Source organism: Aeromonas sp. ZOR0002 (assembly GCF_963866995.1).
GTDB lineage: Bacteria > Pseudomonadota > Gammaproteobacteria > Enterobacterales > Aeromonadaceae > Aeromonas > Aeromonas caviae.
Genome location: NZ_CAWMFQ010000350.1, coordinates 1 through 7,616 on the forward strand (window position 1 = coordinate 1; position 7,616 = coordinate 7,616).

The window sequence follows — 7,616 nt, forward strand, 5'->3', positions numbered from 1 at the left end:
GAGGCCGAAGCGGGTCAGCAGGGCCTCGGCCCGCTGGCGTCGCTCGGCCGGATCCAGACCGGCGTAGAGGGCGGGCACCTCCACATTGGTGCGGGCATCGAGATCCGCCAGCAGGTGATAACGCTGGAAAATGAAGCCGAAGTGCTCCCGGCGCAGGGCGGCGAGCTCGTCCCGGCTGAGGGTGGCAGTGTCGCGCCCGGCCACCAGATAGGCCCCCTCGCTCGGCTGATCCAGGCAGCCCAGCAGGTTCATCAGGGTGGATTTGCCGGAGCCCGAAGCGCCGACGATGGCCACCATCTCCCCACGGGCGATCGCCAGATCGATGCCATCGAGCACGGTGACGGTGCGCTCACCCTCTTTGAAGTGGCGGCGGATGCCCCTCAGTTGCAACAAGGCGCCCATGGTCACATCCCCATGGGGGGCGGCATGCCCCCGGCGGCGTCGCTCTGGCCTGCGCTCACTTCGCTGACGATGACCCGCTCACCGGTGCTCAGGCCCGACAGGATCTGGGCATCCACCTTGTTGTTCAGGCCGACCTTGACCCGGCGCAGGCTGATCCGGCCTCCGTCGTCGACCACCCTGACCTGATCCCCCTGCAGGGCGATGGCCGGGATCACCAACGCATCTTTGAGCCGGGCGACCACCAGATAGACCTGGGCCGTCATGCTGATCCTGAGCTGGCCATCCTGATTGGGCACCTCGAACAGGCCGTGATAATAGATGGCACTGCTGTCGCTGCTGCTGGTGGTGTCGTCGTCATTGATGGTGTCGGGGGCGGGCTCGATGGCCCGCAGGGATCCCTCGAAGCGGCGCTGGCTGTTGCCAAGAATGGTGAAATAGACCGGCATGCCGACCCGGACCTTGATGACGTCGGCCTCGGAGATCCTGGCCTCCACCGTCATGGTGTCGAGCTGGGCGATCTTGAGCAGGGTAGGGGTGCTCTGGCTGGCGTTGAGGGTCTGCCCCTCCTCCACCGGCATGGCCACCACGGTACCGGAGAGGGGGGCCAGGATCCGGGTATACCCCAGGTTGACCCGGGCGGTGTCCACCGCGATCTCGGCCTGCACCCGCTGGGCGTTGAGGGCCCGGATATCGGCCAGGGTCTCGTCCAGGGTCGCCTTGGCGCTGTCATGGTCGGCCGTGCTGCCAAGGCCTCTTGCGACGATCTGCCGCTGGCGCTGGTATGCCAGGCGGGCATTGCGAAGGGTGGCCTCTTTGGAATCCAGCTGGGCCTGGAGGTTGTCGCGCTGGGCCAGGGCATCCTTGAGGGCGTTCTGCTGGGGCAGATCGTCGATCTCGACCAGCAGATCCCCCTGTTTGACCTCCTGCCCCAGAGTCACGTGCAGTTTCTTGATCTGGCCCGATACCTGGGCGCCCACGCTCACCTGCTTGCGCGCCTTCAGGGTGCCGTCCGCCATGATGAGCTGCTCCAGATCCCGGGTCTCGGCACTGGCGGTGATGTAGTCGCTGGCGGGTGCCTTGGCCTGGGGGCGCCAGGCCAGCAACAGGGCGAGGGCGCACAGGGGCAGCAGCCAGAAGAGACGAGGGGAGAACGTGGGCATGACAACCTGTATCCTGAATGACGATCACGGCGGCACTCTACCCCAGAGCCGGGTTAAGGCTCTTTGCGCCAAGCGTAAGGGTTTCGTAAAAATGGCTGCCAAGTGCGTGGCAAGCGGCGAAAATGGCCGCCGACAAGGGAGACCGCATATGAAGATCCTGCTGGTGGATGACGATGCCGAACTGGGCGCCATGTTGAGTGAATACCTGGGGGGAGAGGGGTTTGATACCACCCAGGTGCTGACCGGAGGGGAAGGTGTGCACCATGCCCTCTCCGGCCGTTACAGCGCCCTGCTGCTGGATGTGATGCTGCCCGACTTGAGCGGCACCGAGGTGCTGCGCCAGGTGCGCCAGCGCAGCCGCCTGCCGATCATCATGCTGACCGCCAAGGGGGACAACGTGGATCGAGTGGTGGGACTCGAGATGGGGGCCGATGACTATGTGCCCAAACCCTGCTACCCCAGGGAGCTGGTGGCCCGGCTGCGGGCCGTTCTGCGGCGGGTCAACGAGGGGGGGAGCGCAACCCCCTCGCCGGATGCCCTCATCCTGGGGGATCTGACGGTCACCCCGGCCAACCGGGTCTGTCTCTGGCAGGGGGAGCCGCTGGAGCTGACCGCCACCGAGTTCAACATGCTGGTGTTGCTGGTGCGAGCACCGGAGCAGGTGGTTACCAAGGACACCCTCTCCCTGCAAGGGGTAGGGCGCCCGCGGGAGGCCTATGATCGCAGCGTCGATGTGCACATCTGCAACCTGAGGCAGAAACTGCAGCAGAAGGCGGGGGAGGCCGTCACCATAGAGACGGTGCGCAGCATAGGGTACAAGATACGGTGATCCTCAAGGGACGTTTGTTCTGGAAGATTCTGCTGGGGTTCTGGTTGGCCATCGTGCTGGTCAGCCAACTGCTCTGGCTCGGTTTTCGTGCCGAGCGTGCCCCCCCGGAAGAGCACCTGGCCCAGCAGTTGGCGAGCCAGCATCTGGAGATGGCGGCAGCCGTGCTGGCAAAGGGGGGGATCGAGGCTGCGACGGCATTGAGCCAGGCCATGTCGCCGCCGTTGCTGCAGATAACACTCCTCGATGCCGCCGATGCGCCTTCCCGGCCAGTGCCACAGGCATCCAGGCCGCCTGCCCCCGGGGAGCCGGGCCCCGGCGTCGTGCTGACGCGCACCGTGATCGCCAACGACGGGCAGACCTATCTGCTGCAGACCAGAGCGGACCCGCGCGTCCTCCCCGGCGGGCCGGCCCCCGGCCCCCTCTCCTGGCTCAACATTCCCCCGCCCATGCTCTGGATTGGCGGCCTGGGGGGACTCTTGTTCAGCATTCTGTTCGCCTGGCACCTGACCCGGCCCATGAACGCCCTGCGGCGCAGTTTCGATCGGGTAGCCAGGGGGGATCTGGGGGTCAGGCTGTGGCCCACTCTGCGCTGGCGCCGGGACGAGCTGACCGAGGTGGCGAAGGAGTTCGATCTCATGGTGGAGCGGTTGCAGCAGCTGGTCGAGGGGCGCGAGCAACTGCTTCACGACGTCTCCCACGAGCTGCGATCCCCCCTGGCCCGCATCCAGATGGCCATCGGGCTGGCGGAGCAGCGCCCGGAGAAGGCAAGCGACGCCCTGGCGCGGATCCGGCTCGAGACGGAGCGGATGGACAGGATGATAGGGGAGCTGCTGACCCTCTCCCGTGCCGAGCAGGGCCACGGGCTTGAGCAGAGCCACTACGACCTGCTGGCGCTGGTGGAGACCGTCGTCCAGGATGCCAGGTTCGAAGCCCAGCAATCCGGGGTCGAGATAGGGCTCGAGGCGGCGCTGGAGGAGGGTTGTCTCCTGCTGGGGCATGCCGAGCTGGTGCGCCGCGCCGTGGAGAACGTGGTGCGCAACGCCCTGCGTTTCTCGCAGTCGGGCCAGATGGTGAATGTTCGCTTGCTGCGCCTGGGCCAGGAGGTGCAGCTCTCCATCGCCGATCGGGGGCCCGGGGTGGAGGAGGGGAAGCTGGCGGGGATCTTCGACCCCTTCGTGCGCATCGGCTCACCCCGCATGGGCAAGGGCTACGGGCTCGGGCTCGCCATCGCCCGCAAGGCGGTGATTCTGCAGGGGGGCACCATCCAGGCGCGCAATCGTGCACAGGGGGGGCTGAGAGTGACCATGACGCTGCCCCTGCATGACCCGTCCTGAGGTACGCGGCTCAGACCCGAGTGGGGTAAAACCCCGGTAATGAAAGAGGGGGCCAAGGCCCCCTGCTCGTATCTGTTCCTCCGTGCGATTCAGCGCAGCGCCGCTGGCGGCGGCACCTCGGTGTAGCGCCCGTCTATTTCTCGCAGGTAGTAGTGACCCTCCCTGACGTAATAGCGGCGGCCATCCAGATCCAGGGGGATGAGCCCTGTCTCTGCCACCACCAGGACCTGAGGAGGTGGGGAGACCACCACATAGTGGTTCTCCTGCCGACGGTAGAAGATGCCGTCGAGCACATAGTAGGTGAGCCCGGCCAGCAGCAAGGTTTCCACCCCTCCCGGCAGCCGGTCGACGCGGTGGCCGAAGCCGGGGCCAGCCCCATGGCCGTACTGCGGGGCAGGGCTCTCCCATCCGCCCGGTCTGCCCATGTTCCCCGGACCCGCCATGGCGGGCAGGGCGATGGCCATGGCAAGCAGCCAGAGTGAAGGGCGGTGCAGACTCATCTCACTGCCCCTTGAGCGGCGCACCGGCGGGCTGGGGTTTGAGTGGCTGGGGCGGCAGTTCGCGCACGCTGACCGTGACCTCGTAGCGGGTATCCGGCTTGGCGGCATCAATGTTTTTGGACAGCGCCTGGACCAGGGCCTGGGGATCCGCACCCTGCTTGCTGGCGTGATAGAGCACGGAGGGGGGCGGTGTCATGGGGCCTCCCTGGCGGGCGCCCATCGGGGGCGGCATCTCGCCGGCATGAAGAAGCGTGGTGCCCAGCAGCAGGGCAAGGGCGACAGGATAGCGTGACATGATGATGACTCCATTGATGGGAACGCCCCCATCAAACGCGACGCGTGCGCCCGGCTCAACCACCTTTACACCCTCTTTTCGCCCTCTTTACAGTTGTGACAACGGGCGCCGTGGCGCCCGTTGTGTGTCGTGAACCGCTCGCCGGATCAAAACTCGTTGGAGAGCGCCTTGTAACCCCTGACCAGGTCGATGTTGGTGTGAGCCACATCCTCGGAGAACTCGGTGGCGTCCACGGTGACGCGTGGGATCTGCGCCAGATCGCTCTGCTGGTTGATGCGAGTGGTGGAGGGGACATAGAAGCCGGGGGGAATATCGCAGCCATCGACCACGGAGTTGTGGCGCACCACGGACCCTTCGCCGATGTGGCAGTTGAACAGCACGCTGTTGAAGCCGATGAAGACCCGGTTACCCACTTCGCAGGGGCCGTGGACGATGCTGCGGTGGGCGATGGAGCTGAACTCGCCGATGGTGACGGCAGCGCCGGATTTTGAGTGGATGACGACGCCATCCTGAATGTTGGAGTTGGCGCCGATGACGATGGGTTCCATGTCACCGCTCTCGTCCACTTCGTCTGCGCGGATCACGGCATAGGGGCCGACAAACACGTTCTCCTTGATGATCACCTTGCCACAGATGATGGCGGTCTTGTCGATATAGGCGGATTCGTCGATAACGGGCAGGTGACCTGAGGGATTCTTGCGGATCATGTTACGTCCTGTTGCTGATGAAATCGGGGAAACGTGGCGCGTCATGAAGGCCCGCCGGAGAGCCAGCTTACGCCTCTGATCCGGCAGGGGAAACCTTTTACTGGTCTGACCCACAGTGAGTAAGGCCATTTTGAGCGATTGTTCTTTGACTCCCTGTTATGGGAGCATGAGGGCGCAAAATGGGGCGCCACCGGGTGCAAAGAGATGAGGGGGAACGAGAGATGAAGCAGGTCATGGTATGGCTGGTGGGGTCGCTGTTGTGGATCTCCGCCGCCCAGGGCAAGGGCCATGCGGGGGAGTTTGACTATTACGCCATGGCACTCTCCTGGTCGCCCGAGCATTGCGCCATCAAGCCAGGGGATCGGGAGCAGTGCGCCCGCAAGCTGGGGTTCGTGCTGCACGGTCTCTGGCCCCAGTATCAGCGTGGCTACCCCGCCAGCTGCACCCGCGAGCGGCTGGATGCGGACATGGAGCAGCAGTTTGCCGGGCTCTACCCCAGCCGCTTCCTCTATCGCCATGAATGGGAGAAGCACGGCACCTGTTCCGGGCTGAGCCAGGAGGCATTTCACCAATTGGCCAGCGATCTGCGCCAGAAGGTGAAGATCCCGGCCGCCTATCAATCGCCGGAAGGGCCGCTGCGCAAAAACAGCTTCCAGCTCAAGGCTGATCTGGCGAGCGCCAACGAGTGGCTGGCCCCCGATAATATCACGGTGGCCTGCGCTGATGGGGGCCGCTTCCTGCGGGAGATCTACATCTGCATCAACCAGCAGGGAACGGATGCCGTCCCCTGCTCCGACGAGATGCAGAAGCGGGAGCGCCGCTCCTGTGGCCAGCCGGACTTCCTGCTGCGCAGCGTGCGCTGAGCTCGTTATCTTCATCAGGCCCTTCGCGGGCCCGATGTGCAATGAACCTCAAGGGGCCTGATGGATGAAAGCGAAGACAGGATGTCTGGCCGGGAACTGGACAGGCGATATCGCCAGACGACGTGTCAGCATGTCAGGTGCGCTCTGCCGACTCAACTCTCCTCTGGCGCACAGCCAGACTCACCATCAGAAACAGGAAACCATCATATGACGCTCTTTGCCGAACTGGGGATGCGCTATCCCGTCATTCAGGCCCCCATGGCGGGTGTGCAGAACAGCGCCCTGGCGATGGCTGCGACCAGTGCGGGGGCTCTGGGCTCCCTGCCTGCCGCCATGCTGAGTGGTGCCGATCTGCGCCAGGAGCTGAGTCGTCTCGCCGCCAGCGGGCCGGGCCCATACAACATCAACTTCTTTTGCCATCGGCAGCACGAGCCGGAACCGGCAGCAGAGCAGCGCTGGCGCCAGGTACTGTTACCCTATTACGCCGAGTTCGGGGTGGATGCCGCTGCGCCGTCGCGAGCCCCCTCTCGGGCCCCCTTCAATGACGAGCATGCGGCCCTGCTTGCAGAGTTCAGACCTGCCGTGGTCAGTTTCCACTTCGGCTTGCCCGAGCCCGAATTGCTTGCCCAGGTAAAAGCCACAGGCGCAAAAGTGTTTGCCAGCGCCACCACGGTGGCAGAAGCGCAGTGGCTTGCTGACCACGGAGCCGATGCCGTCATCGCCCAGGGGCTGGAGGCGGGTGGCCATCGCGGCCACTTCCTGAGTGAGGATCTCAGCTTGCAGCAGGGCACCTTTACCCTTCTGCCACAGGTAGTGGCGGCAGTGGATCTGCCTGTCATCGCCGCCGGGGGCATAGTCGACGGCAAGGGGATCAAGGTTGCCTTGACACTGGGGGCCAGCGCAGTCCAGATGGGAACGGCGTTCCTCTGTTGCCACGAGGCGACGACCTCGTCCCTGCACCGTGCGGCGCTGCAGGGGAGGCATGGCCAACACACCGCACTGACCAATCTGTTCAGCGGCCGTCCGGCGCGGGGGATAGTCAACCGCTTGATGCGGGAACTCGGCCCCCTTTCGGTGCTGCCGCCAGACTTCCCGTATGCCAGCGGCGCATTGGCTCCGTTGCGTGCCGCAGCCGAAAAGGCGGGTGACAGCGGTTTCTCGCCACTCTGGGCCGGGCAGAACATATCGGGTTGCCGCTCCATGGCGGCAGCCGAGCTGATCGCTGCCTGGGTTGCTGAGGCAGGACTGGTCTGAGCGTCACTTTGCGATTCTCTTCCTTTATATGTGGATTGATATGGTCAGCAACCCTTCGAAGAGGAGACGGGCAGAGAGGAACGGGAGGTAATAGGGTGCAGAATGAGCCCTTTCTGGGTTTGTCCTGTGGGTAAGTCTGTATAAAAACTGTGTTTTGATATGAATAACTAAGAATTGGCATTTTTTTGCAATTTTATTGCGATGAGAACTTGCCAATGTGATCTATGTCTCTATAATGCGCCTCCATCGACAGGGCAAGCGGTAACGCAAAC

General features: G+C 64.4%; 9 protein-coding genes. 4 read left to right on the top strand and 5 right to left on the bottom strand.

All coding sequences use genetic code 11. The annotated features are described in order from the left end of the window. Nucleotides 1-402: ATP-binding cassette domain-containing protein (locus AACR77_RS18735; protein ID WP_042877795.1), on the bottom strand; the 402-nt coding region annotated here is incomplete at its 3' end. A gap of 2 nt (nucleotides 403-404) precedes the next feature. After that, nucleotides 405-1,562, bottom strand: a complete 1,158-nt coding sequence (locus tag AACR77_RS18740; RefSeq protein WP_042877797.1) for an efflux RND transporter periplasmic adaptor subunit — start codon at nucleotides 1,560-1,562, stop codon at nucleotides 405-407. A gap of 148 nt (nucleotides 1,563-1,710) precedes the next feature. On the opposite strand from AACR77_RS18740, the gene AACR77_RS18745 reads away from it, so the two are divergent. Both AACR77_RS18745 and AACR77_RS18750 read left to right on the top strand, forming a co-directional pair. Then, nucleotides 1,711-2,391, top strand: a complete 681-nt coding sequence (locus AACR77_RS18745; protein WP_010672948.1) for a response regulator transcription factor — start codon at nucleotides 1,711-1,713, stop codon at nucleotides 2,389-2,391. Nucleotides 2,392-2,405: 14 nt separating this feature from the next. Further along, nucleotides 2,406-3,725, top strand: coding sequence for a HAMP domain-containing sensor histidine kinase (locus tag AACR77_RS18750; RefSeq protein ID WP_231563058.1), 1,320 nt, complete (start codon nucleotides 2,406-2,408; stop codon nucleotides 3,723-3,725). An 89-nt stretch (nucleotides 3,726-3,814) separates the two neighbouring features. On the opposite strand, the gene AACR77_RS18755 is transcribed toward AACR77_RS18750, so the two are convergent. From AACR77_RS18755 to AACR77_RS18765, 3 genes are all read right to left on the bottom strand, one after another. Beyond that, on the bottom strand, nucleotides 3,815-4,225 hold the full coding sequence (locus AACR77_RS18755; protein ID WP_010672950.1) for a DUF6515 family protein: 411 nt from the start codon (nucleotides 4,223-4,225) through the stop codon (nucleotides 3,815-3,817). A gap of 1 nt (nucleotide 4,226) precedes the next feature. Next, nucleotides 4,227-4,520 (bottom strand): hypothetical protein, encoded by a 294-nt coding sequence (locus AACR77_RS18760; protein ID WP_042877801.1) that lies wholly within the window; start codon nucleotides 4,518-4,520, stop codon nucleotides 4,227-4,229. A 146-nt stretch (nucleotides 4,521-4,666) separates the two neighbouring features. Beyond that, a complete protein-coding gene (locus AACR77_RS18765) occupies nucleotides 4,667-5,227 on the bottom strand; it encodes a gamma carbonic anhydrase family protein (RefSeq protein ID WP_010672952.1) in 561 nt (186 codons plus the stop codon). A gap of 221 nt (nucleotides 5,228-5,448) precedes the next feature. Between AACR77_RS18765 and AACR77_RS18770 the strand changes: the two genes are divergently transcribed. Both AACR77_RS18770 and AACR77_RS18775 read left to right on the top strand, forming a co-directional pair. Then, nucleotides 5,449-6,090, top strand: coding sequence for a ribonuclease T2 family protein (locus AACR77_RS18770; protein ID WP_042877802.1), 642 nt, complete (start codon nucleotides 5,449-5,451; stop codon nucleotides 6,088-6,090). Between the two features lie 207 nt (nucleotides 6,091-6,297). Beyond that, nucleotides 6,298-7,344: an NAD(P)H-dependent flavin oxidoreductase gene (locus AACR77_RS18775; RefSeq protein ID WP_042877805.1), complete on the top strand. Its 1,047-nt coding sequence runs from the start codon at nucleotides 6,298-6,300 to the stop codon at nucleotides 7,342-7,344. The last annotated feature ends 272 nt before the right edge of the window (nucleotides 7,345-7,616 follow it).

Coding starts and splice junctions, on each gene's coding strand:
- AACR77_RS18740 (WP_042877797.1), bottom strand. CDS start 1,562: ATGCCCACGTTCTCCCCTCGTCTCTTCTGGCTGCTGCCCCTGTGCGCC.
- AACR77_RS18745 (WP_010672948.1), top strand. CDS start 1,711: ATGAAGATCCTGCTGGTGGATGACGATGCCGAACTGGGCGCCATGTTG.
- AACR77_RS18755 (WP_010672950.1), bottom strand. CDS start 4,225: ATGAGTCTGCACCGCCCTTCACTCTGGCTGCTTGCCATGGCCATCGCC.
- AACR77_RS18760 (WP_042877801.1), bottom strand. CDS start 4,520: ATGTCACGCTATCCTGTCGCCCTTGCCCTGCTGCTGGGCACCACGCTT.
- AACR77_RS18765 (WP_010672952.1), bottom strand. CDS start 5,227: ATGATCCGCAAGAATCCCTCAGGTCACCTGCCCGTTATCGACGAATCC.
- AACR77_RS18770 (WP_042877802.1), top strand. CDS start 5,449: ATGAAGCAGGTCATGGTATGGCTGGTGGGGTCGCTGTTGTGGATCTCC.
- AACR77_RS18775 (WP_042877805.1), top strand. CDS start 6,298: ATGACGCTCTTTGCCGAACTGGGGATGCGCTATCCCGTCATTCAGGCC.